At 57.0% G+C, this 23,821-nt stretch carries 28 protein-coding genes; 9 read left to right on the top strand and 19 right to left on the bottom strand.

Features of this window, described 5'->3' with window-relative positions; translation table 11 throughout:
• The first annotated feature begins 168 nt into the window (after positions 1 to 168).
• Entirely contained in the window at positions 169 to 420 is a 252-nt protein-coding gene (locus GGU46_RS16560; protein WP_139924567.1) for a hypothetical protein, read from the top strand.
• A gap of 665 nt (positions 421 to 1,085) precedes the next feature.
• Here the strand turns inward: GGU46_RS16560 and GGU46_RS16555 are convergent.
• From GGU46_RS16555 to GGU46_RS16545, 3 genes are all read right to left on the bottom strand, one after another.
• A complete protein-coding gene (locus tag GGU46_RS16555; RefSeq protein WP_183404673.1) occupies positions 1,086 to 3,449 on the bottom strand; it encodes a M1 family metallopeptidase in 2,364 nt (787 codons plus the stop codon).
• 200 nt (positions 3,450 to 3,649) lie between these two features.
• A complete protein-coding gene (locus tag GGU46_RS16550; protein WP_183404672.1) occupies positions 3,650 to 4,255 on the bottom strand; it encodes a HupE/UreJ family protein in 606 nt (201 codons plus the stop codon).
• Between the two features lie 119 nt (positions 4,256 to 4,374).
• Positions 4,375 to 5,352, bottom strand: a complete 978-nt coding sequence (locus tag GGU46_RS16545; RefSeq protein WP_183404671.1) for an SMP-30/gluconolactonase/LRE family protein — start codon at positions 5,350 to 5,352, stop codon at positions 4,375 to 4,377.
• Between the two features lie 310 nt (positions 5,353 to 5,662).
• Here GGU46_RS16545 and GGU46_RS16540 point away from each other — a divergent pair, with 310 nt between their 5' ends.
• Entirely contained in the window at positions 5,663 to 6,043 is a 381-nt protein-coding gene (locus tag GGU46_RS16540) for a hypothetical protein (RefSeq protein ID WP_183404670.1), read from the top strand.
• Between the two features lie 72 nt (positions 6,044 to 6,115).
• Here GGU46_RS16540 and clpB read toward each other — a convergent pair whose 3' ends face one another.
• The 10 genes from clpB to GGU46_RS16485 all read right to left on the bottom strand — a co-directional run bounded on the left by clpB (position 6,116) and on the right by GGU46_RS16485 (position 14,227).
• A complete protein-coding gene (gene clpB / locus GGU46_RS16535) occupies positions 6,116 to 8,737 on the bottom strand; it encodes an ATP-dependent chaperone ClpB (protein WP_183404669.1) in 2,622 nt (873 codons plus the stop codon).
• Positions 8,738 to 8,872: 135 nt separating this feature from the next.
• Positions 8,873 to 9,445, bottom strand: a complete 573-nt coding sequence (locus GGU46_RS16530) for a hypothetical protein (protein WP_183404668.1) — start codon at positions 9,443 to 9,445, stop codon at positions 8,873 to 8,875.
• The gene (locus tag GGU46_RS16525) at positions 9,435 to 9,599 is read right to left on the bottom strand and encodes a hypothetical protein (protein ID WP_183404667.1); all 165 of its coding nucleotides are present in this window, start codon (positions 9,597 to 9,599) and stop codon (positions 9,435 to 9,437) included. The genes GGU46_RS16530 and GGU46_RS16525 overlap by 11 nt, the downstream gene beginning before the upstream one ends.
• Positions 9,600 to 9,838: 239 nt before the next feature.
• Positions 9,839 to 10,339, bottom strand: a complete 501-nt coding sequence (locus tag GGU46_RS16520; RefSeq protein ID WP_183404666.1) for a hypothetical protein — start codon at positions 10,337 to 10,339, stop codon at positions 9,839 to 9,841.
• Between the two features lie 90 nt (positions 10,340 to 10,429).
• Positions 10,430 to 10,687: a hypothetical protein gene (locus tag GGU46_RS16515; RefSeq protein ID WP_183404665.1), complete on the bottom strand. Its 258-nt coding sequence runs from the start codon at positions 10,685 to 10,687 to the stop codon at positions 10,430 to 10,432.
• 500 nt (positions 10,688 to 11,187) lie between these two features.
• Positions 11,188 to 11,445 (bottom strand): Txe/YoeB family addiction module toxin, encoded by a 258-nt coding sequence (locus GGU46_RS16505; RefSeq protein ID WP_183404663.1) that lies wholly within the window; start codon positions 11,443 to 11,445, stop codon positions 11,188 to 11,190.
• Positions 11,445 to 11,663 (bottom strand): type II toxin-antitoxin system Phd/YefM family antitoxin, encoded by a 219-nt coding sequence (locus GGU46_RS16500; protein ID WP_183404662.1) that lies wholly within the window; start codon positions 11,661 to 11,663, stop codon positions 11,445 to 11,447. The genes GGU46_RS16505 and GGU46_RS16500 overlap by 1 nt, the downstream gene beginning before the upstream one ends.
• 138 nt (positions 11,664 to 11,801) lie before the next feature.
• On the bottom strand, positions 11,802 to 12,266 hold the full coding sequence (locus GGU46_RS16495; protein WP_183404661.1) for a hypothetical protein: 465 nt from the start codon (positions 12,264 to 12,266) through the stop codon (positions 11,802 to 11,804).
• A 51-nt stretch (positions 12,267 to 12,317) separates the two neighbouring features.
• The gene (locus tag GGU46_RS16490; RefSeq protein ID WP_215906374.1) at positions 12,318 to 12,893 is read right to left on the bottom strand and encodes a hypothetical protein; all 576 of its coding nucleotides are present in this window, start codon (positions 12,891 to 12,893) and stop codon (positions 12,318 to 12,320) included.
• A gap of 380 nt (positions 12,894 to 13,273) precedes the next feature.
• On the bottom strand, positions 13,274 to 14,227 hold the full coding sequence (locus GGU46_RS16485) for a 1-phosphofructokinase family hexose kinase (protein WP_183404660.1): 954 nt from the start codon (positions 14,225 to 14,227) through the stop codon (positions 13,274 to 13,276).
• Positions 14,228 to 14,437: 210 nt separating this feature from the next.
• Between GGU46_RS16485 and GGU46_RS16480 the strand changes: the two genes are divergently transcribed.
• Together GGU46_RS16480 and GGU46_RS16475 are read left to right on the top strand one after the other, a co-directional pair.
• Positions 14,438 to 15,232 carry a HipA family kinase gene (locus tag GGU46_RS16480; protein WP_183404659.1) on the top strand — a complete coding sequence of 265 codons (795 nt, stop codon included), beginning with the start codon at positions 14,438 to 14,440 and terminating at the stop codon, positions 15,230 to 15,232.
• A complete protein-coding gene (locus GGU46_RS16475) occupies positions 15,210 to 15,596 on the top strand; it encodes a DUF3037 domain-containing protein (protein ID WP_183404658.1) in 387 nt (128 codons plus the stop codon). The genes GGU46_RS16480 and GGU46_RS16475 overlap by 23 nt, the downstream gene beginning before the upstream one ends.
• Before the next feature lie 133 nt (positions 15,597 to 15,729).
• On the opposite strand, the gene GGU46_RS16470 is transcribed toward GGU46_RS16475, so the two are convergent.
• From GGU46_RS16470 to GGU46_RS16450, 5 genes are all read right to left on the bottom strand, one after another.
• Positions 15,730 to 16,173 carry an NUDIX hydrolase gene (locus GGU46_RS16470; protein WP_246399067.1) on the bottom strand — a complete coding sequence of 148 codons (444 nt, stop codon included), beginning with the start codon at positions 16,171 to 16,173 and terminating at the stop codon, positions 15,730 to 15,732.
• 11 nt (positions 16,174 to 16,184) lie between these two features.
• Positions 16,185 to 16,622: a hypothetical protein gene (locus GGU46_RS16465; RefSeq protein ID WP_183404657.1), complete on the bottom strand. Its 438-nt coding sequence runs from the start codon at positions 16,620 to 16,622 to the stop codon at positions 16,185 to 16,187.
• Positions 16,623 to 16,629: 7 nt separating this feature from the next.
• Positions 16,630 to 17,064: a hypothetical protein gene (locus GGU46_RS16460; RefSeq protein ID WP_183404656.1), complete on the bottom strand. Its 435-nt coding sequence runs from the start codon at positions 17,062 to 17,064 to the stop codon at positions 16,630 to 16,632.
• A 46-nt stretch (positions 17,065 to 17,110) separates the two neighbouring features.
• The gene (locus GGU46_RS16455) at positions 17,111 to 17,578 is read right to left on the bottom strand and encodes a hypothetical protein (protein WP_183404655.1); all 468 of its coding nucleotides are present in this window, start codon (positions 17,576 to 17,578) and stop codon (positions 17,111 to 17,113) included.
• Between the two features lie 245 nt (positions 17,579 to 17,823).
• Complete coding sequence (locus GGU46_RS16450; protein WP_183404654.1) at positions 17,824 to 19,953, bottom strand: prolyl oligopeptidase family serine peptidase; 2,130 nt, start codon at positions 19,951 to 19,953, stop codon at positions 17,824 to 17,826.
• A gap of 189 nt (positions 19,954 to 20,142) precedes the next feature.
• Between GGU46_RS16450 and GGU46_RS16445 the strand changes: the two genes are divergently transcribed.
• The 4 genes from GGU46_RS16445 to GGU46_RS16430 all read left to right on the top strand — a co-directional run bounded on the left by GGU46_RS16445 (position 20,143) and on the right by GGU46_RS16430 (position 22,820).
• A complete protein-coding gene (locus tag GGU46_RS16445; RefSeq protein WP_183404653.1) occupies positions 20,143 to 20,892 on the top strand; it encodes a hypothetical protein in 750 nt (249 codons plus the stop codon).
• Between the two features lie 434 nt (positions 20,893 to 21,326).
• On the top strand, positions 21,327 to 21,560 hold the full coding sequence (locus tag GGU46_RS16440; RefSeq protein ID WP_183404652.1) for a hypothetical protein: 234 nt from the start codon (positions 21,327 to 21,329) through the stop codon (positions 21,558 to 21,560).
• A gap of 33 nt (positions 21,561 to 21,593) precedes the next feature.
• Complete coding sequence (locus GGU46_RS16435) at positions 21,594 to 22,049, top strand: DUF2243 domain-containing protein (protein WP_183404651.1); 456 nt, start codon at positions 21,594 to 21,596, stop codon at positions 22,047 to 22,049.
• A gap of 3 nt (positions 22,050 to 22,052) precedes the next feature.
• On the top strand, positions 22,053 to 22,820 hold the full coding sequence (locus GGU46_RS16430) for a DUF72 domain-containing protein (protein WP_183404650.1): 768 nt from the start codon (positions 22,053 to 22,055) through the stop codon (positions 22,818 to 22,820).
• On the opposite strand, the gene GGU46_RS16425 is transcribed toward GGU46_RS16430, so the two are convergent.
• Complete coding sequence (locus GGU46_RS16425; protein WP_183404649.1) at positions 22,817 to 23,401, bottom strand: HPP family protein; 585 nt, start codon at positions 23,399 to 23,401, stop codon at positions 22,817 to 22,819. The genes GGU46_RS16430 and GGU46_RS16425 overlap by 4 nt on opposite strands.
• 178 nt (positions 23,402 to 23,579) lie before the next feature.
• On the opposite strand from GGU46_RS16425, the gene GGU46_RS16420 reads away from it, so the two are divergent.
• A complete protein-coding gene (locus tag GGU46_RS16420) occupies positions 23,580 to 23,720 on the top strand; it encodes a hypothetical protein (RefSeq protein WP_183404648.1) in 141 nt (46 codons plus the stop codon).
• Positions 23,721 to 23,821 lie beyond the last annotated feature (101 nt).

Here is a 23,821-nt window from a genome sequence, read left to right as displayed (position 1 = left end):
AAGATGCCTCAAGCTAACAAGAAAACGCCTTCTGGCCCACCCCGAATAGTGTCCTCTCAAGCCCCGCTCAGCTACCCCTCGCCCGGCGCTGCCAGCAGGCTGCCCCGGCTTTTTTGCGATACACCGAGTTGCTCCCTAATTTTGCCTCTCCGCAGAGTATTTTTGTTCATGAAACTAGCTGAACTACTGGAGTTAGGCTTCCGCGATTCTATTGAGTGCCCCAAAGCCTGGCAAAACAAAGGGCGCGTAGTGTGCCGTGACTTCGGCCACGCCCTGATCAGTATTTTGTGGTACTCCGATTCCTCGGAAATCGAAGTGATTGTGGGCGACGTGGATACGCCCTTGCTGCACTTCCGCTCCAGCCTGCTTACCGTCAGTCATTTGCAGGGCCTGCTCCGCGACTACTGGCCCACTGCCTAACGTTTTCCGGACTAGGGTGCGGGACGTGGTGCAGGGCCGGCAGTGCGCACCCGTCAGCTTTTCAGTGGCTCAACCGCCCATCAGTCCCGAAAGCCGGCTCTGGCAGGCTATCAGATACAGGACTCAGCCTGCCCAAGGAGCCCGTACGCCTGTTTTTCAGGTAATAGGTGGCAGAGCGCGGAAACTTAACAATACTGTCGCCAACCTCCGACCTGGCAAAAGCACCCTTCAATACGGCAAACGGCATGATGCTTTTACCCCGTTGTAGGTAAAGCACGTAGCTGTCCGGATCGGCTGGCTTGTACTTGGACACCACTACGGTACTCACGCGCTGTTTTAAGTGCCTTTCCTCTTCTCCGGAAGACATTACCCTATCAAGCGCATAGAGTAAGGCCACGCAAAGGATAACCCATCCCAGCATGGCCCATAGTACACCGTGCATTCGGTTGTTATCCTCATCAGAAACGCCTATAGAATCAGGAATCATCCGGAACGGTGCTTTGGGGGTATCTGGCAGAATTAGCTGGGCATAATGTGGCGCCTCTGAACTCGACCCCAGGGGAAGGCCATCAGGAGAAGCACTTGCCGGTGAAGGATGCGCAAACATAAAAAAACAGCCGGACCATAGGGCCCGGCTGTTTTGTGTGGTGGTAAACGGAGTGTGCTTAGTTGGTGCCGCCCGTAGAGGTAGCGCCATTCACCGGCTTCTGCTCCTTCTGCTGCAGAGCCGACTGCTGCTGCATGGGGTTGGGCTGGGCGCGCTGCTGCTGCTCAAACACCTCAAAACGCGAAGGCTGGGCGCGCTGGGGGTAGGCGTTGTTGGAGAGGTCCGTGTCGGCGGTTTGCTGGAAGGGGTCCAGCACGAAGCTCACGATGGGCTTTTCGGTGATAAACACCTTGGTCACCTCGGCATTGTTCTTACGCCAGATTTCGGCCGGAATGTTCATGATTTCCTGCTTGCCGTCCTCGTAGGTCATCTGCACGATGATGGGCATGGTCAGGCCGCCGCGGTTTTTCAGGCTCACCTCGTAGAAGTTCAGGCCAGCATTCAGGCGCTGCTGCTGCTCGGGGCTGAGGCCTTTCACCAGCTGCTGGTAGCGCTGCTTATCGGCCTCGGTGGTCGAGAGCGGGTCGTAGCTGTTGTAGAAATCCTTCAGCTCCGGCTTGTCATCCACCAGGGTTTTCTTGATGTCCTGGAGGTTGCGCTGCTGCGAAATGCTCTGGGGCGCTTTGTTGATTAGCTCCCGCTTGCGGGCATTCTCAATTTCGGGGTTCTTGGAGTCCACTGTGTACCACTTTACGCCCTCAATGGCCAGGTCGGTGTGCTCCACGGAGTAGAACCAGCCGCGCCAGAACCAGTCCAGGTCCACGCCCGAGGCGTCTTCCATGGTCCGGAAGAAGTCGGCGGGGGTAGGGTGCTTGTAGGCCCAGCGGGTGGCGTACTCCTTGAAGGCATAATCGAAGAGCTGGCGGCCCATAATAGTCTCGCGCAGAATATTTAGGCCCGTCGCGGGCTTGCCGTAGGCGTTGTTGCCGAACTGCAGCACCGATTCGGAGTTGGTCATGATGGGCGTCTGCAGGCTCTTATCGGTCTGCATGTAGGCCACAATGTTGGCCGGTTCGCCCCGGCGCGAGGGGTAGTTTCGCTCCCACTCCTGCTCCGTGAGGTACTGCACAAAGGTGTTCAGGCCCTCATCCATCCACGACCATTGCCGCTCGTCGGAGTTCACAATCATGGGGAAGAAGTTGTGGCCTACCTCGTGGATAATCACCGAAATCATGCCGTACTTCCGGTCCGCCGAGTAGGTGCCGTCCTTCTCGGGGCGGCCCCCGTTAAAGCATATCATGGGGTACTCCATGCCGCCCACCGGCCCGTGCACCGAAATGGCCACCGGGTACTGGTACGGAATGGTAAACTTCGAGTAGGTTTTGATGGTGTGGGCTACCACCTCCGTGGAGTACTTGCCCCAGAGCGGGTTGCCCTCCTTGGGGTAGTAGCTCATGCACATTACGGGCGTGCCGTTCTGCCTGATGCCCATGGCATCCCAGATAAACTTGCGCGAGGAAGCCCAGGCAAAGTCGCGCACGTTTTTGGCGGCAAAGGTCCAGGTTTTGGTGCCTTTGGCGCGCTTCTGCTCGGCCTGCTCCGCCTCCAGCGGCGACACAATCAGGACGGGCTTCTGGGAGTTTTTGGCTTGCTCCAGGCGCTGGCGCTGGGTTGAGGTCAGGACCTCCGAGGCGTTCTGCAGCGTGCCGGTAGCGCCCACTACGTGGTCGGCGGGGGCCGTAATGCTCACGCGGTAGTCACCGAAGGGTAGGGCAAACTCGCCGTTGCCCAGAAACTGCTTGTGCTGCCAGCCCTGGTTATCGGAGTACACCGCCATGCGGGGGTAGAACTGGGCAATTTCGTAGAGGTAGTTTTTGTCCTCCGGGAAATACTCGTAGCCCGAGCGCTGGTTGATTTTGGTTTGGTCGTTGATGTTGTAGGCCCACTTGATGCTGAACGTGACGGCCTGCTTGGGCCGCAGGGGCGTGGGCAGGTCCACGCGCATCATGGTGTGGTTGATGACGTAGGGCAGAGCTTTGCCACCCTTCAGTTTCACCTCCGCAATCTTGAACCCCCCGTCAAACTCGCTGCGCTGCAGGTAGTCCAGGGCCTGAAACGACATGCGCGGCTGAATCTGGCCGACCTCGGTGGCGGTGGTGATGGAGTTTTTATCGAGAATGTTCTGGTCGAGCTGCACCCACAGATAGGTCAGCACGTCGGGCGAGAGGTTGGTGTAGGTAATGTCCTCGTCGCCGGAAATCGACTGTTTCGCGTCGTCCAGCTTTACCCGAATGTTGTAGTCGGCGCGCTGTTGCCAGTACTCGCTGCCGGGTGCTCCCGAGGCGGTGCGGTAGGCGTTGGGAGTCGGCAACAGGGTTTCCAGCTGGGCGAATTTGTCGGTACCGGAGTTGGTGTTCTGCGCTGCTGCGGGTAAGGTCAGCAAAGCCGCCAGCCCGGCGGCCAGCAGAGTAGGTTTCAGCATACAGATAGAAGAGGAGAAAAAGGCAGTTCAGAGGTAAAACGGAGCGGCTGCAAGTGACCCCCGCCGCGCGCGGCGAAAGACAACCGCTACCGGCGTAGGTTGCAGGTGGTGAAGTGGCGAAATGGTGAGATAGTGAGTTTGACGTTTCACATGCGCAAGCGACGCATACTGGGCCGTTAAAGCTTCAAACTCACCACTTCCTACCCCACCAAAAGGGTTAAAGCTATGCCGAGGGCGGCCCCGGTCGTGACCAGGAGCCAGTCGCGGCGCGCCACGTTAAAGATACGCAGCAACACGAAGCCGAGCAGCAGGATAAAACCCACAATCAGCAGCTGGCCCAGCTCCACGCCCAGGTTGAAGCTCAGCAGCTCCAGCACCGGGCGGCTCTGGCGGCCCAGCAGCTCGCGCAGGTAGCTGGAAAAGCCCAACCCATGAATCAGCCCGAACACTGCCGCCAGCAGATTGGGTAGGGTGAGGATGATGGGGGTAGCCTCGCGCCGCTCCACCGGCCGGGTACCCGCCTTGCCGGCCCGCCCCAGATTCAGCAGGCACGTCAGCACAATAGTTACCGGAATCAGGGTTTCAATCAGGGTAGGAGAGTAGCCTACCACGTTCAGGGTGGCCAGGGCCAGCGTGATGGAGTGGCCCACCGTGAAGCTGGTTACCAGGGCCACCACCCGGCGCCAGTCCTGCAGTACGTAGGGCGCGCACAAGGCCAGCAGAAACACCAGGTGGTCGTAGGCCTGCAGGTTGAAAATGTGGTGAAACCCTAGCTGCAGGTAGGTAGTGAAAACAGAGGACGACATAGGACAAAGCTACACGCTCGGCCGAATTTCGGGGCGTAGGCTAGCAGACCGGGGGCTGCATCAGAACTCTCTGAGCCCCTTTGCTCTGACTGAAGCCAAGTTTCCCTTCTGCCATAAGACTAAAAACCAGCCTTCACAATAGCAAAGCGCGGGGAAGTGCTTTGGTAAGGATAAAGGACGTAGGCGTCGGTTTGGTTGCGGCGAGTAATAGTAGTGGGGCTAACGGCACCCGTGGCAAAGCTGCCCGAGGCGGCAGCCGTGGCCCAAGCGTCAGTGGAGGTTAGCCGGAAAACGGTGCTTTGGCTACCGGCCACCAGCAGCAAGGTTCGGGAATCCAGCAGCAGGAGCCCATCGGCCCCCACCAGGCTCTGCCCCGATGTTACCCGCGAAAAGCTGCCAGGATTGCTAACCGGTACTTTGAACAGGGTACCGTCATTGGATTTAGCCACCAGTAGGTATCCGTCGGGGTGAAACACAATGCCGTTCAGCCCAAAGCCGGTACCCCCACTAAGCTGGGCATTCTCCAGAAAAACGGAGGCCGTACCTTGCGCATCTACCTTGTAAATAATGGGCGAGAGGCTGTCGGTGATGTAGGCGTTGCCCTGGCTGTCCACGGCTATGTCGTTGGCGAAATGGTTGAGGCCGGGCCGCAGGGCCCCCAGATCGGTGTAGCTGATCAGGCTGCCGTTGCTAGAGTTGTAGATAGCCAGGGCCGCCAGCTTGCGCAGGGTAGCGGCGGTGGTACGGGTAGCATTGGCCCCGTTATCGGAAACGGCTACCAGCAGGCGCTGGCGCGGGGCATCGAGGTGGAGGCCAATGGTAGAAACCAGCCGCGGGTCGTCGGCAAACGTGGTGTAGGTGCTGTCGTCGCGCACGCCGCCAATGCGCCCTTGGGTGCGGGAGCTAACCAAAAAGCGCTTGCCTTGCTCGTCGTACTGAATGCCTTCGGGGTGCAGGCCTGCCTGAGGCACGGTAATGCGGGCGGGGGCAGCTGGCTCAACCGCTACGTCATCGTCACTATCGGAGCAGCCGGTTAGTAAACCAGTCAGTCCTGCTACCAGCGCAGCTAAGCGCAGGTAGCGCAACAAAGGCCGCAATCCGGCGCCAGGAAAAGAGAAGCAGTATACCATAAGAGTGAAGCGGTTAAAAAGCAATAAGTCAAGCAGCTAGTCATACGAGCTTCAGCCGGAAGGGGCTACCCCAGCTTCCTATTTCGCACGTGCCGGGGTGAATATCACTACCCCACGAACGCACTGGCTACTTCTGAGTGGGGAGCTTTGTGTATCCATGGGTTATATTTAAGATAGAAACAGTATTATTTATTTAGGATACTACATGGATGCCCTTAATTGTTGCCAGAAATAGGATAAAATTGTGAAGTAATCCATTGCTTACTTATTGCTTTTTATGATTTCACACGTACTCCGCATCAGTGTGCTGGTTGGCTTGCTGGGAGCAAGTGCCTTATCCGCATCTGCCCAAGTAGCAGCCCCCGCCGATTCAGCGAAGGCTGTGCAGCGCTTGTTTGCAAGCCGCCGCACGGGCAGCACAATTCTAGGCTTCCCGGCAGGCTACTTTTTTGGCTACGGGGCCGTAGCTACGGCCCAGGGGGTAGATGGCGCGCCCGTTACGCTGGGGCTGGGAGCAGTGCTTTCAGCCATTACTATTTCTAAGGGCGTACGATTCAGCAAGGATCGGGAGCAGGAAATAGTAGGGGCGTATCAGCAAGGCAAAGCCATCCCGAAAAACATTCGGCGCCGCCTGAAGCGTAAGCATTTCAGAGCCTAACAGCGTCCGATAACGAAAAAAGCCCCGCTGACATTAGCCAGCGGGGCTTTTTTCGTGGAGTTAATGGGGCTCTTACACGCCCGGGATTTCCACATCCACATTCACGAAGCGGATCTGGTTGTCTTCCAGCACGGCTTCCACCACGGCATCCTTGCTTACGCGGCCCGAGAGAATGTCTTTCGACAACTCATTCAGTACCAAACGCTGCAAGACGCGCTTCAAGGGGCGGGCCCCAAACTGCGGGTCGAAGCCCTGCTCGCCGAGGAAGTCCAGGACCTCGTCGGTGGCTTCCAGCCGGATGCCGGCTTCTTCCAGGCGCTGCTGAATCTGCCGGAACTGGATGTCCACGATCTTGCGGATTTCGCGGCGCTTCAGCGGCTGGAACATCACAATCTCGTCGATGCGGTTCAGGAACTCGGGCCGCATGTGGCCTTTCAGGCGCTCTACCACTTCCTCGCGGGTGCGGTCCACCACCTCATCGTGGTTGTACTCATTCAGCTCCTTGAAGTTCGTCTGAATGATGTCGGCGCCCGTGTTCGAGGTCATGATGATGATGGTGTTCTTGAAGTTCGCCACCCGGCCTTTGTTGTCGGTAAGGCGACCATCATCGAGCACCTGCAGCAGGATATTGAACACATCGGGGTGGGCCTTCTCGATTTCGTCAAGCAGAATCACCGAGTAGGGCTTGCGGCGCACGGCCTCCGTCAGCTGCCCGCCTTCATCGTAACCCACGTAGCCGGGAGGCGCCCCAATCAGGCGCGACACGGCATGGCGCTCCTGGTACTCGCTCATATCAATGCGAACCATGCTATTCTCATCGTTGAACAAGTATTCGGCCAGGGCCTTGGCCAGCTCGGTTTTTCCTACCCCCGTCGTGCCGAGGAAGATAAACGAACCAATCGGCCGCTTGGGATCCTGCAGGCCCGCCCGCGAACGGCGCACGGCATCCGAAATAGCCGCAATGGCCTCGCTCTGGCCGGCTACGCGCTTGCCCAGCTCCTGCTCCAAGTTCAGCAGCTTCTCGCGGTCCGACTGCAGCATTTTGCTTACCGGAATACCGGTCCACTTGGCTACTACCTCGGCAATGTCCTCGGAGGTTACCACTTCCTGCAGCATCGAGCCGCCGTCCTTGCCTTTGTCGGCTTCGGCCTGGGCTTGTAGCTCCTTTAGCCTGGCTTCGGCTTCCTGAATTTTGCCGTAGCGCAGCTCCGCCACGCGGCCATAGTCGCCCTGGCGTTCAGCCTGGTCGGCTTCCAGCTTGTAGCGCTCGATGTTCTCTTTCTCGGTCTGAATGCTGGTGAGGGCCGATTTCTCGTTTTCCCACTGGGCTTTCAGCGAATCGCGCTTGGCAGTTAGCTCGCTCAACTCTTTGTTGAGTACGTTTTCCCGGTCGTGGTTTTCCTCGCGCCGGATGGCTTCGCGCTCAATTTCCAGCTGCATAATGCGGCGTTGCACCTCATCCAGCTCCACGGGCATAGAGTTCAGCTCGATGCGCAGCTTGGCGGCGGCCTCGTCCATCAGGTCGATGGCCTTGTCGGGCAGGAACCGGTCGGTGATGTAGCGGCTAGATAGCTCTACGGCGGCAATTACAGCGTCGTCGGTAATGCGTACGCCGTGGTGCAGCTCGTACTTTTCCTTGATGCCACGCATGATGCTGATGGCATCTTCCGTGGTCGGCTCGTCTACCATCACGGCCTGGAAACGGCGCTCCAGGGCCTTATCCTTCTCAATGTACTTCTGGTACTCCTTGAGGGTAGTAGCCCCGATGGAGTGCAGCTCACCGCGGGCCAGGGCTGGCTTGAGCAGATTGGCGGCGTCCATGGCGCCTTCACCGCCACCACCGGCCCCAATCAGGGTGTGCATCTCGTCGATGAAGAGAATGATCTGGCCTTCGGAGTCGGTTACTTCTTTGATAACGGACTTGAGGCGCTCCTCAAACTCGCCCTTGTACTTGGCACCCGCAATGAGCAAGCCCATGTCCAGGGACATGATGATTTTGTCCTGGAGGTTTTCGGGTACGTCGCCGGCCACGATACGCTGGGCCAGGCCCTCCACAATGGCAGTTTTCCCTACCCCCGGCTCACCGAGCAACACTGGGTTGTTTTTGGTACGGCGACTCAGAATCTGCAGGACGCGGCGGATTTCCTCGTCGCGGCCGATTACCGGGTCCATCTTGCCAGTGCGCACCTGCTCGTTGAGGTTGCGGGCGTAGCGGTTGAGGCTCTGGTACTGGTCTTCGGCAGTCTGCGAGGTCACCTTGCGGCCCCCGCGCAGCTCCTTAATGGCCGCTTTTAGATCTTTCTCGTTGAAGCCGGCGTCCTTCATCAGGGTAGCCACGGCGTCTTTACCGCCGAGCAGCCCCAGCAGCAGGTGCTCCACCGACACGTATTCATCATCAAACTCCTTCAGGAAGCCGGTGGCGCGCTGCAGAGCGGCGGCGGCTTCGTTGGAGAGGTAGGGCGAGCCTCCGCTTACTTTGGGGTAGCCCGTTACCAGGGCATCGAGGCGGGGCGTGAGGATGTTCAGGTTCACGCCCAGCTTCTTGGCCAGAAACGACAGCACATTCTCGTCGCTCTGGAAGAGGCCCTTCAGCAGGTGGCCGGTTTCAATGGCCTGCTGCTGGTTGCCCCCGGCAATTTCAGTGGCCTTCTGCACGGCCTCCTGTGCCTTAATGGTATAATCAGTAAAGTTCATGGCTTGCTTTGGTCGTAGGGTGAGACTTCGCAATGGAAGGTTCTACGAAGGGCTTAGCAAACGGGGTGCAGATGTGGTTTCGCTGACGTTTTGGCGGAAAAATTAAATTCGATATGATTTAAATGCGTCAAAATATCAGCCTCCGTTGCTGTTTGGGTCGGTGGGCTTACCAGTCTCCAGTGCTTCCGGGACTATGTACAGTTCACGGAACATCTGCTCCACCTGTTCTTTCAGATTAGGTTCTGGATTAGCGCGGTTTTCAAGAAAATAGGCACTGATGGCAGGTAAGGGATGGTGAATGAACCGAACTGGCCCAACGAATGCCGTCACCGTGTTGAGGTACACCCGAAACCGCTTCGTATTGGCTCTGCCTTCTCCCAACAGCGCCTCGCCCACAAAACCAGCCGACGCAAGCGGGTCACGCCGGCAGATGTCCAGAAAAATCTGCGTGCAGGTAGTCAGGATGCGAAAAGCGTCACCATCATTAACCAGCAGCTTGAACCGATTAGGCGAAGCCTTTAGCGCCAAAGGATAATACTTGAGCACATATACATGGTGTTTATACTGTTCAGCCTCTACTATATATCGTCGGTTCTTGCGGGTGCGGAAGGCGTAGTAGTGCGTACAAACCAAAGGGCCGCCTTTGTGAGACGGCCCTTTACGGTAATGGAACGAGTAGCCTTCGCCTAGTTCGCGCTCAGATGGCATACTTATAGGCATTGCGGCGAATACGGATTAGGTCCTCTTCCGTGAGCGTGTCAAACTTGAATTGCTTGGCGTATTCGCGGGCTTGCGCCAAGCGCTGCTCTTTGGTGAGCTTGGTGTTAGTAGTTGGCTTAGGAGAGTTGTCGGTAGTGCCCATGATGCAGCAGGTTAAGTAGCTGTATTACTGCGAAGATATGACAAAAGGTTCAGCAAGCGAGTTGCCCCTATTGTGCTAACAGATTCGCAGCATAGCTGCTCAGGCGTAGGCGTCACTCGGCATAGCCGAGTGACTATGAGGGGGGGGCTACAATGGGAGTAGAAAACGGAGCGCGTGGGGGTGTTCTTACTATCTTTTTGACTGAATTGTCTGCGTCATTTAGTAAGATAAGTGGCATGCTAATACAATAAATCGAGAAACTCTCGCTCTAGCGTTGTAAACTTAGGATGATTTACTACAAGTGACAGTGTGATGTTTTCCACTTTTTCTATTCCATTATATCGAAGTAGCTCCTTGGTCTCTTCACAAGATAGAATCAAGAATCCTTCATCAAGTTCATCTATAGCTTGATTTTTTAGCCATTCACAGTTAAATGGTTGTGTATTTACGTACATATCGTGGTGCTTGCTAAGTACACTACCATGCTCTATTTCTGATGCAATTGCTCGGTCATACATGAACTTATTTCTCCACCTTTTTGGGGTGTAAGTATGGAAAGAATATTTTATATGATTGCCGTTTTTGTCAATATTAATATTTATTTCAATACATTCTTCGTTGTAAAAATGTATTGATTTTTCATTCCCAATCCAGGTTAAAGAAATAGGCTTATGTCCTAAAATTATTTTTATTTTCTCTTTGCTCCAATTCCATTTAGAATTAGGACATCTTACAATCATGTCAGGTGTAACTTCGTTGAAGTTCTTAATATTGTTTTTGTTAAAAAAGTCAATTAAGCTAATCGGATATCCATACCGTATATTCGGATGTTAATTAAAATCAAAACCAACTTGCACATTATCTAATACTCTATATCTAGAATCTATTGATTTTTCATAGATTTTTCTTTTATCTATAATTTGTATAGAATCAGATGATAAGGTTGTAACAGTAGTGTAGATATTTTGAATTGATAAGCCTCCATGTATAATTAATTCTCCTCCTAGCGAAGTGTGCTCAATTTCGTTAATGCCTTCGCAAATTGATACGCCGTGCCCATTGATCCAATTCTTTTCCGAATATTCCATGGTTATTAATTAGCCTTCAGGCAATTTAATATAAATGATACAGCAGATTCTTTGTTTTTGAATTTTGCAATACGCTCACCAGATGGAGTTATTACTAAATAAGGACATTCCGAAGGATGTTCATTAGGGGCATTGCAGATTACCGCGCACTCTCCCAATAATTCATCAACAAAATCTTCCGGCTTTATATTCTTAGGAATATCATTCACTATTTTATAATACATACTATTCTTTTTGGTCTTGGTTAAATGATGTTATTTCTTGGCCCCGTAATTGACGTGGGCTTGCAACTAGTGACTAGCCATGTGGTGGAGAATGCACTTCCACTAGCACGTAGCGACAAATTACGCAAGAACAAGCCCGGCTGCAAACGCTATAATAAATTTTGCTCAATCCGAATCCCCAGAACCACCAGCCGCAGTGAGTCGCTGAGGGCGTTGGAGAAATCGGGGTAGAGCGCCTGAAACATCTGCTGCGCCTGTAGGAGCAAGTTGGGGTAGCTACTTCGCGTAGTGGTAGCGGCATTGAGCTACATACACGTTGCCGCCTTCTACTTTGTACACCAAGCGGTGTTCGTGGTTGATGCGGCGCGACCACCAACCGCGCAGGTCGCCTTTTAGTGGTTCGGGTTTGCCAGTGCCTTTGTGCGGTGTGCGTCGGCACTCCTCCAAAAGCGCCGTGATTTTAGCGTACAGGGTGGGGTCTTGGCTGTGCCAGTATTGGTATTGCTCCCAGGCTTTGAAACTAAAGCAAAACATTAGTCGAGCCGGTCGTGCGTAACGGTCTGACCTTGCTCAATCTGAGCAATAGATTCCAATAGGGCTTTCTTATTGGCCTCGGTGCTTAGCAGATACTCCGTCTCGTCTTGCGGCTTGGCTTTGCTGCGGGCTGGCGTGGCTTTCACGAAAGGTAGGCTTTGCAGCAGCTCCATCATGAAAGCTGCTTTGTTGTCGGGGACTTCCAGCGTGATTTTCATACTACTCAAAACTAGCGGATTATACGATGGTTCCCAAGCGGGTTCCTATTGGCGCTTCACAACCGCCGCAGCACACAGAAACGCCCCGCAACCGGAGTGGTTGCGGGGCGTTGTCCAATAGAGTTTAACGTGACTTCTCTACCCTACCTGCCGGCCCAAACCCACGCCGGCAGTACCCGCCCGCCGAAATAGCCACCCCGACAATACCCACAGCCCGGCGAAGATGGTGTTGAGCACAATTACCCACAGCACGCCCATGGTCAGCTCGGGTTGCTTGATGAGCAAGGCCACGAAAGGCACGGCAAACTGGGTTGCGGCCGCCGCGAACATAGCGCGGGCCATGCCCAGCGGCTGAAGTTTCGCCAGGATGGCCCCGATGAAGCCCACGGCCAGCACCGCGCCGTAGAGCAGGTTCATGGGGTTGTCCTCACTGCCGATGAAGCCGACGGCCAAGTTGCCCCACACCAGCAGGAGGGAGGCCGCCGCGGCTACCCCCGCGGCCAGCTTATAGGTGCCGGTGCGGCCCCGGCTGGCTACCAGCAGATACAGGAGTCCCAGGATCAGGAGCAGGACGCCGGCCATTATAACGTGCGATGTGGTCATAGCAGGAATGCGTAAGAGTCAGGGAACGGTAGAGGTTGGTGCTCTGCGGCGCTAGGCTACCTGCTGATGCAGCGTAGAGCCGGTGGCGCTGGCCCGGCGGAACAACCAGCCCGACACGGCCCAGATGGCGGCAAAAACGCCATTCGCGACCAGCACATTCACTGAATGCACCTGCGGCTCCGCAGCGGCGCCCGTGGGCGTCCAGACAAATAGGGCTATGGCGGTTATGGCCACGTAGGTAAGTGACGCCGCGAACATGGCATTCGACATTCCCAGGGGCCGGAACCGCGCCATAATGGCCCCGGTAAGCGCCACAACCGGCACCCCGAGGTACAGCAGGTTGGCTGGGTTGTCTTCGCTTCCCACTAGCCCTACGGCTGCATTGGCCCATACAAGTAGCAGCCCGGCGGCTACCCCCACCCCAACGGCCAGCTTGTAGGTGGTGTTGTTCCATTTCCGGGCAATCAGCACGTACGCTGTGCCCGTGCCGAAAAGCAGGACCCCGGCAAAGACAAAATCAGAAAAGGTCCAGACCACTTCCTGGGTGAACTGCATTGCCAACAGAGGAATGAGTAGCAGCAGGCCGGTGGCCAGTGCAACGCGCAGAATGCTTTTGGGGAGTGTCATGATGGTAATTGGTTGATATACTAAAAGGAATGGTTCGGAAAGCAAGGGGGCCGACCAGCACTGCACACTACGTTTCGGTGGGACTGCCAGTAAGCTCCGTTAGCTGGCACGAGGGGTGCGCCTCGGGCTGATGCAAAGAATGTGAAAGAACTTTGTATTTCAAAGTTAGATGATATTTTTTTCTTTTCGACGGCTAATGGCTTTGCTGGAAGTGCGTTAGGAAGCTGCTATCTGGGCCTGGGGTGGGTCCACCCCGTTCGAAACCTGAGCCAAAAATGCCGCTACGGTGCCAGGTATGTAGGGGTGAAAAAACGCCAGCCCGGTACAAGGTGTACCGGGCTGGTGCCTGCTGGTGGTTATGGCGCGGAGCCGAGGGGGCGCTAGGCCGCCGCGGCCGGCAGGGTTTGCTGCAGCAGCCAGTGGTAAAGCTTGTCCACGTCTTCCTTGCGGAACAGCTCCGTGCCGGGGTTCATGGTAGCGGCCGTGCCGCAGGCCACGCCCAGCCGCACAGTTTCGCGCACCGAAAGACCGGTAGCCAACCCGTACACCAGCCCGGCCACCATACTGTCGCCGGCGCCTACGGTGCTGCGTTTTTTCACGGCGGGCGCCGGCACATGATCTACCAGGTCCTGGCTAACCACGCAGGCGCCCTGGGGCCCCAGGGAGGTGACTACAATGGTGCATTTGCCCTCCTGCACCAGCTGGTGGGCAGCCTGGGCCACGGCTTCGCTGTCAAGCTCATCAACGCCGGCCATCTTGCTTAGCTCGCCTACGTTGGGCTTAGCCAGGTACACGCCTTCCTGCAGAATCTGGTGTAGGGCCGGCCCCGAGGTATCGGCCACTACTTTAATGCCCATGCTCTTGGCGGCCCGCACAATCTTCATCAGAAACTCGGGCTCCACGCCCGGCGGCAGGCTGCCGCTAATAACCAGAAACTCGGGCACCTCGGCCAGGCTTTTAAGAGTAATCAGCACCTGCTGCTGCTCCTGCGGGGAAAGTGGGGTGCCGGGCATGCCAAAGCGGTACTGCTGGCCGCTGGAAGCATCTACCACAATAAAGTTTTCGCGTGTGCGGCTTTCCGTTTCTATCGGCTGCTGCTGAATCTGCTCCTGCTCCAGCAGCTCCCGCAGCAGGGTGCCCGTAGGGCCGCCCACCGGAAACACGGCAATGGAAGCGGCGCCCAGGCGCTTGAGGGCCCGGGAAACGTTGATGCCGCCCCCGCCGGGCTCAAACTTAGGCGGGGCACAGCGTAATTTCTGATCCGGAATAATGTGGTCGGCCGTGGTGCTTTTGTCCACGGTGGGGTTGAGCGTCAGGGTGACAATAGGCTTCATAGAAAACCGCAGTGGCAGGTGAACCGGCGTACTCCCAGGCCTGGGGCCGGCAAAAGGAGTGTACTAGCTACGGGCTACTAGGTTGCCAATAGGGCGCCGCTAACGAAAATTACCGGGGTAGCAAGGAGGGCGCACTTACCCGGCTGCCGCCGCGAAACTGCCGGAATTGTTCGTCCTTTGCGGGGCCTGTTCCAATCTTTCCCGTGCTCTATGCAGGACCCTGCCTCCCTTTCCCTGAGAACCGTTGACGTGACGCGCTACGTCACCCCCCTGCGCGAAGGCGGCTCGCTGCCCGCCCTGGTCGAAGCCGACGATGGGTTTATGTACGTGGTGAAGTTTCGGGGGGCCGGCCAGGGCCTGAAAGCCCTGATTGCCGAGCTGATTGTGGGCGAAATGGCCCGCGCGCTGGGTCTGCGCCTGCCGGAGCTGGTGTTTTGCCAGCTCGATGAAGCCTTTGGCCGCACCGAGCCCGACGAGGAAATCCAGGATTTGCTGCGCTTCAGTACGGGCCTCAACCTGGGCCTGCACTACCTCTCCGGCGCCAGCACCTACGATGCGCTGGTGAATACCATTGAGCCGGGCCTGGCCTCGCGCATTGTGTGGCTCGATTGCCTGACCCTGAACGTGGACCGCACCGCCCGCAACACCAACCTGCTGATGTGGCACAAGGAGCTGTGGCTGATTGACCACGGCGCGGCCCTCTACGTGCACCACTCCGGCCCCGGCTGGGCCGAGCCCCGGCCCCGCCCGTTTCCGCAGGTGAAAGACCATGTGCTGCTACCCCAGGCCACGGACCTAACCGCCGCCGATGCCGAAGGCCGCGCCCGCCTCACCCCGGAACGCATCCGGGCCATTGTGGCGCTGGTACCCGCCGAGTGGCTGGCCGAATCGGGGGTGGACCCGGAGGAGCAGCGCGAAAACTACGTGCGCTTTCTCACGGCCCGCCTCGCCGCATCAGAAACCTTTGTTCAGGAAGCCGAAAATGCCCGAAAAGCACTTGTTTGAGTATGCCGTGCTGCGCGTGGTGCCCCGCGTGGAGCGCGAAGAGTTTCTGAACGTCGGCGTGATTCTGTACTGCTCGTCGCGGGGGTTTCTGCAGGCCCGCTTCGAGGTGCCCGAAGCCCGGCTGCGCGCCTTCGCCGGCGAAACGCTGGACCTGGACGAGCTGGCCGAGCGCCTGCGCTCCTTTGAGCGGATTTGCGGGGGAAGGAAGGAGGGCGGCCCCATTGGGCAGCTGCCGGTGGCCTCCCGCTTCCGCTGGCTTACGGCCACGCGCAGTACCATTGTGCAAACCTCACCCGTGCACCCCGGCCTCTGCCACGACCCCGCCGACACGCTCAACCACCTCTACAGCCAGCTGGTAGGGTAGCCAACGGGTCGAACGGGCGCAGCCCGTCCGATTGGCTTCGTGCTGACTGCCGGCGTAAGGGTTTGGCCCGTGCGAAGGGGTAGGCGGAGGCGGTGCTGGCGGTGCGGGTGTCAACTGGTCGGACCGGGGCAGCTCAGTCGGCTAGTAGCTGCTGCTCCTGCAGCCAGTCAAAAATCAGCTGATCTACGGGTGAAACGTCGGGGCGGTGGCGGTAGGTCAGCCAGACCACTTCTTCGATTTCGGCAGCGGGCTGCAGCTGGCCCGTGTACGCGGCGTAGTAGCAGGTCATTTGTACCAGCAGGCCCTGGGGGTGGCCGTGGGCCTGGGCCCGGAAGGTGCCCGCGTGCACCAGGGTAGCCGCGTCGAGGTCCACGGTCAGCTCTTCCTTAATCTCGCGCAGCAGGGTTTGGGCGTCGGTTTCTCCAGGCTCGCGCTTGCCGCCGGGAAAGTAGTACCGGTCTTTGCCCCGGCTGCGGGTGCTCAGCACGCGGCCTTCGCGCAGGTGCAGCCAGGCAATTTTGTCGATGAATGTCAAAGTGGTCGTGTGGTCATAAGGTTCTACCGGTTCAAGCAACATAGCCTGCTCACTCAGGTTTCCACCACAAACGCTTTGGTCACCAGCCAGGCACCATCAGCCGTTTTGCCCAAGCGAAACTGACCAATAACGCCTTGTTTGGGAATGCGCAAATTGACTTTAGCAGAGTCGTGGTCAATAATTACTTGTTCCACGATGATCGGAATAGCATTTACCTCATCTTTCATTCTTATATTATATTCTATAACATGCTTGTTGCTAAGCATGATATTGAATTGGGGTTTGGGCAGATGCTCGTTGTTGTGCACGGGCAGCTCTTCATATCGGAAAGTGAAGATGCCTGGCCCTGGCCGATTCAGAAACCTGGCTAACTGGTTATCGGCAAATGTTGCCTGAACTACTTGTTGAATATCATTACTTGGCACGGAAACTGATTTTTGGCAGCTTAATAGTATAAGGCCTAGTGTCACTGAAAGAAGCAGAAGTCGCATAGCTAAATTAAATTTCATATACCTCGCTACTCCGAATATTCCAGGTGTTTTTCTTTTCCAAGCTGAAGTTGCCTACTACGCCCTCAATTGAGAAGCCTAAGCGTACTGAGGCAGTGGTTTTGGTTAGCTCCAAAATTTGAAAAGTTATAACTGGCTTTCTGCTTTCGTTTTGTTTGTCGGTATAAACCAGGTAATTAACATTTTTAATCTTTAAGATAGTGTGCCTTAATTCTTGAAGCGTTTGCTTGTTATACGCAGGAGAAGGCTCAAAGCAGAAGTAGATAGTGTCATTTCTGCTGACGTAATGCTCTGTGAATTTTGTTATTTCCTTGGTGTTAATTATCCGGTTAAGAATATCTTGTATATCGTTTGCTGCAACTTTGCAATCCGATTGATAATTAATTGATAAGATCAAGGGAAGGGTGGCAAAGATACGTTTCATGCTGTTGATATTGTGCGGTAGTTAAAAGATGCAAGCATGATGTTGCTTACTGTTCATACACGTCCGAGTCAGTAATAGACCAGGTAGGATTCTTTGTTAAAGTGAATGATGCGTGTACCCCCTCTATAGGTATGCGAAGTTTTATATCCGCATGTGTACTGCGAATAGTAAAGTAGTCGATGATGATAACAGCACGGCCTTTCGGTAAATTAAAATAGTTTTGTTTTGCTGCTTGCACCTTCTCCCCCGGAGCTAGCGGTTCAGAAGAATACATGATGATGCTTTCCTTGTACGAGGTCTTTAGCTTTCCTAAAGATACATTTTCTCCATTGCAGGTGGGTTGAGAGCTTTGCTTGACATAAATGATACTTTTATTTCCTGTGTAATGAGAAAGAAACACACTCATCTCAGAGCTGTTTATGGCAATAGCTAAAGCCTTGTGCGCGTCTTCCTCGCACGAGCTTAGCGCGAAGAAGTAAGGCAGAGTAAAAAATATAAGAAGGTTATTAATCATACCCATTTATTGATAATGTTTATTCAGGTAGAGAGTTGAATTGATCAACTTATGGTGTAAAGACGTATAGTTGCGTCTCATCGTTGAACGACAACGGCCACGCGGCGCGGACGAGACGCAAGCAGGCGTCTCTACCCCGTTCTGAAATTTCCTGTAACTCCCTGCATACCCAGTCTCAGAAACCAAACCGGCCGAACCTTTAGGAAGGTTCGGCCGGTTGGCAGGGGGTAGGGAATCAGCGTTGCTTAGTTGACTACTTGGTACGGCACGCCCATGTTCTGGAACAGGAAGGCCCACTTGTCGGTCTGCTCACTGATAACCTGGGCCGTGGAGCGGCCCGCGCCGTGGCCGGCTTTCGTCTCAATACGGATTAGGACCGGGGCGCTGCCCTTCTGGGTTTCCTGCAGCCGGGAGGCAAACTTGAAGGAGTGCGCCGGCACTACCCGGTCGTCGTGGTCGGCGGTAGTCACCATGGTGGCGGGGTAGGCGGCGGGCTTCAGGGCGTGGTAGGGCGAGTACTTGTAGAGGTACTCGAACATTTCCTTGGAGTCCTGGGCCGTGCCGTAGTCGTAGGCCCAGCCGGCGCCGGCCGTAAACTGGTTGTAGCGCAGCATGTCCATCACGCCCACGGCCGGGAAAGCCACCTTGAACAGGTCGGGACGCTGGGCCATAGTAGCGCCCACCAGCAGGCCCCCGTTCGAGGCTCCGGAAATAGCCAGGTAATCCTTGGAAGTGTAGTTGTTCTTGGTCAGGTACTCGGCGGCGGCAATGAAGTCGTCGAACACGTTCTGCTTCTGCAGCTTGGTGCCGGCCAGGTGCCACTTTTCGCCGTATTCGCCCCCGCCCCGGATGTTGGGCACGGCATAGATACCGCCGTTTTCGAGCAGAATGATGTTGCTGGTGCTGAAGGCCGGCGTTACGCTGGAGTTAAAGCCCCCGTAGGCGTAGAGCAGGGTCGGGTTCTTGCCGTTCATCACCAGCCCCTTCTTGTAGGTGATAATCATGGGCACTTTGGTGCCGTCCTTGGAGGTGTAAAACACCTGCTTCGACTCGTACTTGGTGGGGTCGAACTGCACGCCCGCCTTCTTGTACACCGTGGATTTGCCGGTGGCAATATCGTAGCGGAAGATGGTGGGCGGGTAGATGTAGGAGGTGAAGGTGTAGTAGGTTTCCTTCTCTTCTTTCTTGGTGCCGAAGCCGCCGGCCGTACCCACCGAAGGCAGCGTGATGGTGCGCTCCTTCTTGCCCGTCATGTCATACTGCTCAATGAGGGAAGTAGCATCTTTGAGGTAGTTAGCGAAGAGCTTGCCGCCCCCGGTGCTCACGCGCAGCACGTTCGGGGTTTCCGGAATCAGGTTTTTCCAGTTGGCGGGGGTAGGGTTGGCTGCGTCCACGGTTACCACGCGGTTGTTGGGCGCGTTCAGGTTGGTGAAGATGTAGAGCTTGCTGCCCACGTTATCCACCACGTCCACCTCGTTTTTCTCGTGGTCGATGACCTGCACGATGGCACTGCCGGGCTTGCTCAGGTCCTGGATGTAGAGCTCGTTGCCGGTAGTGGTATTGGCGGCGCTGATAACCAGGAAACGCTCGTCCTCGGTCAGGGAGGCCCCGATGTAGCGGCGCGGCGTTTTCTCGCCCCCGAAAATCAGCTTATCGGTGCTTTGCTTGGTGCCCAGCTGGTGGTAGTAGAGCTTATGAATCTGGGTTTTGCCGGCCAGCTGGCTGCCGGCGGTGGGCTTGTCGTAGGAGCTGTAGTAGAAGCCGTCGTTGCCCTTCCAGGCCAGGCCCGAGAACTTCACATCTTTGAGCGTGTCGCCTACAATACTCTTATCGGCGGTTTTCAGCACGATGACCTTGCGCCAGTCGGAGCCACCCTCCGAAATCTGGTAGGCAGCCAGGGAGCCATCCTTGGTGAAGTTGATGCCGGCCAGGGAGGTAGTCCCGTCCTTGGAAAACTGGTTGGGGTCGAGGAACACCTCCGGCGCCCCGCTGCCCACCTGCCGGTACAGCACCGACTGGCTCTGCAGGCCCGTGTTCTTGCTGAAATAGGTGTACTTGCCTTCCTTGAAGGGCGCCCCGTACTTCTCGTAGTTCCACAGGGTTTCCAACCGTTTCCGGATGGCGTCGCGGTAGGGAATCTGGCTGAGGTAGGCCTGCGTCACCTTGTTTTCTTCCTGCACCCAAGCTTTGGTATCGGCGGCCTGGTCGTTTTCCAGCCAGCGGTACGGGTCGGCCACTTTGGTACCGAAGTAGGTGGTAACGGTATCTACCTTGCGGGTTTGAGGGTAGGGTAGGGTTTTGATGGGCGCCTGGGCCAAGGCCGCGGGGCCGGCCAGCAGCGCCGCCAGCGTGGGGAGAAGGACTACGTTTCTCATAGAAGACGAGGTAGGAAAAGAAAGGCTTCTGGAAAGCAACCAGAGAAGCAAGGTACTAAAGCTGCCTAAAGTCTGGGCCCGCAAGACGGAAGCGGCGGCCGGGTAGCAACGGCCTCGCCCCGCCATGGTATTTTACTGCCTCCGAAGCTATATATTTCAAGCACTTTATATCCCTTTGCTTTTCCGCTTATGAACTATCTCGCTCTAGCACTGCTGTTAGGGGGCTTATCAACCTATCAGGCAACGGCCCAGCAAATAACCCCACCGGTTGCCAGCCCCGGTGGCCGACTGTGGGCAAATGAAAACCTGGGGGCCCTGCTCGACGGCAAAATGGCCTATGCCTACCAGGCCCCGCAACGCCAGGCCCAAGGGCAGGCCTTCTTCCAGCGAACCTGGCAGCCCGGCGAAATCATTCTGGTGAATACCAAGCAGCGCATCGGCAATATTCAGCTGCAGTACGATGCCTACGGCTATCAGCTGCTGGCCGTGCCGCAGCGGAACCGGGCCGATACGCTGCTGCTGAACAAGAACGAGATACAAGGATTTGTGGTGCAGGACGAGCTGTTTGCTGACCGCGTGCACACCTTCCGCCGCTTCGACAACGCCCCGCGTCCCGAGCAGCAGCAGGAGTACGTGGAAGTGCTGCACGAGGGCAAGTACACGCTGCTCAAGCGCCACGCCCGCCAACTCCAGCGCTCCGACAAGGACAAAGTATTCAACAGCGGCCGCCACTACGACCAGCTGGTGGAGTACAACTCCTACTTCCTGAGCCGGCCCGATGGCACGGTGGTTCCGGTGAAGCTCAATGCCAAAGCCATCAGCGCGGCCGCCCCCGATCTGGCCGCTGCCATCAAGGCCGAGCTGGCGCGCCAACAGGTACTGGCCAAATCAGAGCTGGACATCGTAACGTTGCTGGCCAGCGTGGACAAGGCGCCCTAGCCCAGGGCTGATGGCAGGACCTTCTGTTCCGTAGAAAAGCGCTCTTCCGGCCAGCCGGAAGGACGCTTTTTGGCTTTTCGAGCGGCCTGCCACGCGGCTCCGGGCGTAACTGCTGCGTGCCGCCGCTGCGTACTGCCCGGAGCTACCGGCCGCTTTGGGCCTCTCCCGCTTATGCCTATCCCCCTGTATTACGTTGGCTGCTCCGGCTTTTCATGGCGCTGCGTCTTTTAAGCGGGGCTACTGCTGGCTGCCCCGCGAAGAGCTGGAGCAGCTGCCGCCTTTGCCGAAAAGCCTCGTCAGGCTGGGGCCGCCCTTGATGTCGTCGGTTATCTGGTTTTCGGAAGGCATTAGGATAATGACCGGCGGCAAGCTCGACATAACTTTTGCGCCGGGCCGCTACGTATCCTTCCGGTATCCCGTTCTTTTTTCAGCCCATGATGAAAGTAGTGGTTGCCGCCTGGCTTACCTGCTGCCTGTTGCTTACCGGCCCCCTGGCCCAGGCCTGCCGGGTATGCCGGCCGCGGGTACAGGCCCAGATTCATACCCCCGACTATACCACTAACCTGCTGGTGCTGCTACTGCCGGTGGGGCTGGTGCTGCTCATCGGGCTGGGCTTGTTTTTCGCGCCGGCCCTTAAATCCCGTCTTACCCCTACCCCCCGCCCATGACCCAACCTCAACCCCTGCACCGTACTCCCCTGATTGCTGCTGGGCGCTGGCCTGGGCGGCTTTGTTGATGGCATTGTGCTCCACCAGATTCTGCAGTGGCACAACATGCTTTCCAACCAACTGCCCCCCGATAACCTGGTGGCCGCGAAAGTGAATATGTACTGGGACGGGGTGTTCCATGCGGCTGTGTGGGTGCTCACGGCCATTGGGCTGCGGGTGCTGTGGGCCGCCAGCCGCCGCCCCGATGTGCCATGGTCGGGCCGGACGCTGGTGGGCGGGCTGCTGCTGGGCTGGGGTTTGTTTAATGTGATAGAAGGCCTGATTGACCACACCATTCTGGGGCTGCACCACGTGTACGAGTACACCGAGCAGAAAATGCCCTGGGATATGGCCTTCCTGGCGTTTGGGGGGCTGCTGCTGCTGGCCGGCTGGGCTCTGGTCCGGGCCGGGCGCGCCGATACGGCCCCCCGAACGGCCTACGGCGCCTAATCCATGGCTACCCTGCTCCCGAACCCAAAGCCCGCTGCCGCTCCCACCTACCACATTGGTTGCTCGGGCTTTCACTACCGGCACTGGCGGGGCGCGTTCTACCCCGAGAAATTGCCCCAGGGCCGGTGGTTCGAGCTTTATCAGCAGCACTTCCGGACGCTGGAGCTGAACGTGACGTTCTACCGCTTTCCCCAGCTTTCGGCCCTGGAGAGCTGGCACCAGCAAAGCCCACCCGATTTTCGGTTTTCGGTGAAGGCTCCGCGCCTGATTACCCACTACAAGCAGTTTCACGACTGCGCCCAGCTGCTGGCCGATTTCTACAGTGCCGTGCAGGAGGGCCTGCGTGAAAAGCTGGGGCCGGTGCTTTTTCAGCTGCCCCCGCGCCTCACGTACTCCGAGGAGCGCCTGGCCCGCATCACCGACAGCCTCTACCCGGCTTTCCGGAACGCGGTGGAGTTCCGGCACCCCAGCTGGTGGCTGGGCCACGTGTACCAGGAGTTGGCCCGGCGGCGCATTGCCTTTGTGGGCCAGAGCCATCCGGCCCTGCCCGATGAGGTAGTACCCAACACCCAACTGCTTTACTACCGCTTTCACGGCACGCCGGAGCTGTATAAGTCGCCTTACCCCGAGGAGTTTCTGCGGCGGGTGCACCAGAATATAGAAGCTGCCGGGCACGTTCAGGAGGCCTACCTCTACTTCAATAACGACATTGATGCCTCCGCCATCGGTGATGCCCGACAGATGCTGGCGCTAACCGGCGCCCAACGCTAGCGGGGGTAGCGCCGCCGCCAGATCTTGAACCAGTGCTTGTTGGCCGGGTAGCTGCGGTGTGCGGTGGCGTTGTTGAACACCATAGCCACCACAAACAAAATCAGCACGCCCGACAGCACGGGACTCAGCACGTAGAGGTAGCCCAGGGCCTTGAGCTTCTCGGAGCCTACCACGGCCATCAGGGCCGTAGCCCCACCCGGCGGGTGCAGGGTGCGGGTTATCTGCATGAGCACAATGGCCAGCGAAACGGCCAGGGCCGCCGTTAGCCACAGCGGGGCGGGTAGCAGCTGCTGCACCGTAACGCCCACCAGCGCACTGACTACGTGCCCGCCTATGAGGTTGCGGGGCTGGGCCAGAGGACTGTTGATGTGGCCATAAATCAGCACCGAGGAGGCTCCGAAGGAGGCAATCAGAAACAGGTTGTCGTAGGGGGGCAGGAAGGCGCTGTTCAGCCATCCCAGCAAGCCAATACCCACAAACGAGCCCAGGAAAGTCCAGAGGTGCTCCTGATAATCAAAAAGGGTTTCTTGGTAAAAGATGTAGCGCGCCCGGCGCATGCGTTGTCTGAGCTTTTCTCGCATGGCAAATCTGTACGCGCGCAAAGGTACTACCTGCCGGCCCGGGTTGCACTGCAAAGCCAGGCGGCGCGGCGCAACCCGGGCCGCTGCTGAAGGCTATGTATGAGGCAGACTGCGTTAGGATTTATTCGATTAAAAATGTATCTTAAAGTATAAGTAGGTAATTAACCAACAGCTCGCTATGGAAACAAGACCGAGAAGATACATGGGTCTGGGCTACCGGCTGGCCCACATGCCCTGGTGGGCCTATGTGCTCGTGATCATAGGGGTGTACCTGCTGGGCTGGCTCATGCGCCTGACGGGTATTATTCCGGGGCATTAACCTGCGCAGCGTGCCAGCTGTTCTCAAACCCGGTTTCCCGCTAAAGCAGGGGTAGGGAGCCCGCTACCGCCTGCGGGCTGGCGGGGGAAGTAGGCGCTGCA

Origin of the sequence: Hymenobacter latericoloratus (genome assembly GCF_014199535.1) — a bacterium.
In the GTDB taxonomy this organism is placed as follows: Bacteria; Bacteroidota; Bacteroidia; order Cytophagales; family Hymenobacteraceae; genus Hymenobacter; species Hymenobacter latericoloratus.
This window is presented reverse-complemented; position numbering and strand designations above follow the sequence as displayed.

Coding starts and splice junctions, on each gene's coding strand:
- GGU46_RS16560 (WP_139924567.1), top strand. CDS start 169: ATGAAACTAGCTGAACTACTGGAGTTAGGCTTCCGCGATTCTATTGAG.
- GGU46_RS16555 (WP_183404673.1), bottom strand. CDS start 3,449: ATGCTGAAACCTACTCTGCTGGCCGCCGGGCTGGCGGCTTTGCTGACC.
- GGU46_RS16550 (WP_183404672.1), bottom strand. CDS start 4,255: ATGTCGTCCTCTGTTTTCACTACCTACCTGCAGCTAGGGTTTCACCAC.
- GGU46_RS16540 (WP_183404670.1), top strand. CDS start 5,663: ATGATTTCACACGTACTCCGCATCAGTGTGCTGGTTGGCTTGCTGGGA.
- clpB (WP_183404669.1), bottom strand. CDS start 8,737: ATGAACTTTACTGATTATACCATTAAGGCACAGGAGGCCGTGCAGAAG.
- GGU46_RS16530 (WP_183404668.1), bottom strand. CDS start 9,445: ATGCCATCTGAGCGCGAACTAGGCGAAGGCTACTCGTTCCATTACCGT.
- GGU46_RS16525 (WP_183404667.1), bottom strand. CDS start 9,599: ATGGGCACTACCGACAACTCTCCTAAGCCAACTACTAACACCAAGCTC.
- GGU46_RS16520 (WP_183404666.1), bottom strand. CDS start 10,339: ATGATTGTAAGATGTCCTAATTCTAAATGGAATTGGAGCAAAGAGAAA.
- GGU46_RS16515 (WP_183404665.1), bottom strand. CDS start 10,687: ATGGAATATTCGGAAAAGAATTGGATCAATGGGCACGGCGTATCAATT.
- GGU46_RS16505 (WP_183404663.1), bottom strand. CDS start 11,445: ATGTTTTGCTTTAGTTTCAAAGCCTGGGAGCAATACCAATACTGGCAC.
- GGU46_RS16500 (WP_183404662.1), bottom strand. CDS start 11,663: ATGAAAATCACGCTGGAAGTCCCCGACAACAAAGCAGCTTTCATGATG.
- GGU46_RS16495 (WP_183404661.1), bottom strand. CDS start 12,266: ATGACCACATCGCACGTTATAATGGCCGGCGTCCTGCTCCTGATCCTG.
- GGU46_RS16490 (WP_215906374.1), bottom strand. CDS start 12,893: ATGACACTCCCCAAAAGCATTCTGCGCGTTGCACTGGCCACCGGCCTG.
- GGU46_RS16485 (WP_183404660.1), bottom strand. CDS start 14,227: ATGAAGCCTATTGTCACCCTGACGCTCAACCCCACCGTGGACAAAAGC.
- GGU46_RS16480 (WP_183404659.1), top strand. CDS start 14,438: ATGCAGGACCCTGCCTCCCTTTCCCTGAGAACCGTTGACGTGACGCGC.
- GGU46_RS16475 (WP_183404658.1), top strand. CDS start 15,210: ATGCCCGAAAAGCACTTGTTTGAGTATGCCGTGCTGCGCGTGGTGCCC.
- GGU46_RS16470 (WP_246399067.1), bottom strand. CDS start 16,173: ATGTTGCTTGAACCGGTAGAACCTTATGACCACACGACCACTTTGACA.
- GGU46_RS16465 (WP_183404657.1), bottom strand. CDS start 16,622: ATGCGACTTCTGCTTCTTTCAGTGACACTAGGCCTTATACTATTAAGC.
- GGU46_RS16460 (WP_183404656.1), bottom strand. CDS start 17,064: ATGAAACGTATCTTTGCCACCCTTCCCTTGATCTTATCAATTAATTAT.
- GGU46_RS16455 (WP_183404655.1), bottom strand. CDS start 17,578: ATGATTAATAACCTTCTTATATTTTTTACTCTGCCTTACTTCTTCGCG.
- GGU46_RS16450 (WP_183404654.1), bottom strand. CDS start 19,953: ATGAGAAACGTAGTCCTTCTCCCCACGCTGGCGGCGCTGCTGGCCGGC.
- GGU46_RS16445 (WP_183404653.1), top strand. CDS start 20,143: ATGAACTATCTCGCTCTAGCACTGCTGTTAGGGGGCTTATCAACCTAT.
- GGU46_RS16440 (WP_183404652.1), top strand. CDS start 21,327: ATGATGAAAGTAGTGGTTGCCGCCTGGCTTACCTGCTGCCTGTTGCTT.
- GGU46_RS16430 (WP_183404650.1), top strand. CDS start 22,053: ATGGCTACCCTGCTCCCGAACCCAAAGCCCGCTGCCGCTCCCACCTAC.
- GGU46_RS16425 (WP_183404649.1), bottom strand. CDS start 23,401: ATGCGAGAAAAGCTCAGACAACGCATGCGCCGGGCGCGCTACATCTTT.
- GGU46_RS16420 (WP_183404648.1), top strand. CDS start 23,580: ATGGAAACAAGACCGAGAAGATACATGGGTCTGGGCTACCGGCTGGCC.